Origin of the sequence: Anaerotruncus colihominis (assembly GCF_010206195.1) — a bacterium.
GTDB lineage: Bacteria > Bacillota > Clostridia > Oscillospirales > Ruminococcaceae > Anaerotruncus > Anaerotruncus colihominis_A.
In genome coordinates, this window is sequence record NZ_VIQT01000030.1 from 1 (window position 1) to 1614 (window position 1614).

Here is a 1614-nt window from a genome sequence, read left to right on the forward strand (position 1 = left end):
GGCGTCATGCAGCCGGACATGATCCTCTGCGGAAAACGCAGCGTCGTAATATTGCTCCGCGTCATAGTAGGGGGGTCACAGTAAATCAGCCCATCCGGGCGATCCCTGTCCAGAATTAGCTTCACCGCGTCCTTGTTTTCAATGACTGCGTCCTCCAGCCGTTTTGCCGCCTCCAGCAGCCGTTCCAGCGCATCCTTCAGTTTGAGGGGCTTGATCCCAAAGGAATTGGTGGTGCCGCTGAAGCTGCCCCACACCCGCTTGAAATAGGCGGCCGCCCGGTAGACGTCATAGAGCTGCGCCCTCTCCCGCAGGATGGGGGTGAGAGCCTCCGCCTGTTCTTCTGTGAAGCAGTCCCGATCCTCCAGCACCTTCAGCTCCGCCTCGATGTTTTCAAAGAACACCGCCCTGTGTTCCAAAAAGCTTTTGTACCACTCGAATTCCTCCCTGGAATGGAGGGGGAAGAACTGCAACTCCCGCAGCAGGGCGTTGCTCCGCTCCTTGACGCAGCAGAACAGGTTGACCAGCTCCACATTGAAATCGTTGTAGATGTCCAGACGGCCCGGACGGGGCTTCATACTCAGCAGCACCGCCCCGCTGCCGCCGAAGGGTTCTACATATTGGCTCAGCTTCTCCGGCATGATCCGGCGGATGTAGGGGATAAGCTTCTCTTTGCTTCCCACCCAGGGGAAGAAAGGGCGGGCCACTACGATTCACCCTGTCCGAAGGCGTCCAGCGACCGCTCGAGCCCGGCGATGGCGGCCTCCAGCCCATTTGTCATCATCCGCAGCTGGCAGATAGTGCCATACACCTCCCCCGCGGTGACCGCGTAAAAGTATCCGCTGCGGCTGCTCCCGATGGGGACGCCTCCGCGCCGCATCCGGTTCACCAGCTTTCTCAGCTCGTTGCCGCTGAGTCCGGCCGCCCGTTCGATCTCCTCGCTCCGTTTGGTATTGGCCTTGCCTTTGCAGCACAGCTTCAGGTACTGTGCCAGCTTTTCTTCATTCATCGCTGCTCCTTTTCCGGGGTGTCCTCCCGAAAAAGGGCATAGAAAAACAGGGACCGCATCCCCCTCTTTCGGGAAAACGGCCCCTGTGTGTTATTCTGTTTAAATTTTCGGCTAGTGACTCAAGTGGTTACGCCCTGTTCCATTCTTTTGACACCTCCTATCAGAGCATCTGCATGCCCTGTTCCTGGGCCCGTTCATAACTGCCGGGGTCTGCACCAGGACAATCCCAACCGTACATACTGCCAAATTCCATCGCCTGACGCTGTGCCCAGGTAATACCTCGCTTTTTGTTATTGTAGTCTGCGATGTGGCGGTTTTTCTCGGCATTGCCGACGTCCCACTCCGAAGGGAAGCTGCCATCTTCACCTTTCTTAATATAGATGAGGCTTCCATCTGTTTCTTTTACTGACCAGCACAAGTCCGGCAGTCTGTGGCTGAACGCAGGGTCAAACCGGTCTTTCTCTGTCATGATGCTCCAATTGTCGCTATTCCAGAGGTGAACATACAGTTTCCCGTCATCTACCCGGATTTCTCGCTGTTCGAAGACCTCGCCCCAGCCGTCCGAGGCTTGGCCGCCGATGTAGCCGGTCAGGGTTTCCATTTCCTCC

General features: G+C 57.0%; 2 protein-coding genes and 1 pseudogene. All 3 read right to left on the reverse strand.

Features of this window, described 5'->3' with window-relative positions:
• Positions 1–704 (reverse strand): DNA adenine methylase (locus FMM72_RS16840; protein ID WP_162222103.1); only part of this gene is annotated, 704 nt, incomplete at its 3' end.
• A complete protein-coding gene (locus tag FMM72_RS16845; protein ID WP_162222104.1) occupies positions 704–1006 on the reverse strand; it encodes a hypothetical protein in 303 nt (100 codons plus the stop codon). The genes FMM72_RS16840 and FMM72_RS16845, both read right to left, overlap by 1 nt.
• A gap of 160 nt (positions 1007–1166) precedes the next feature.
• Positions 1167–1614: pseudogene (locus FMM72_RS16850) on the reverse strand (DUF4314 domain-containing protein); the annotation flags it as partial.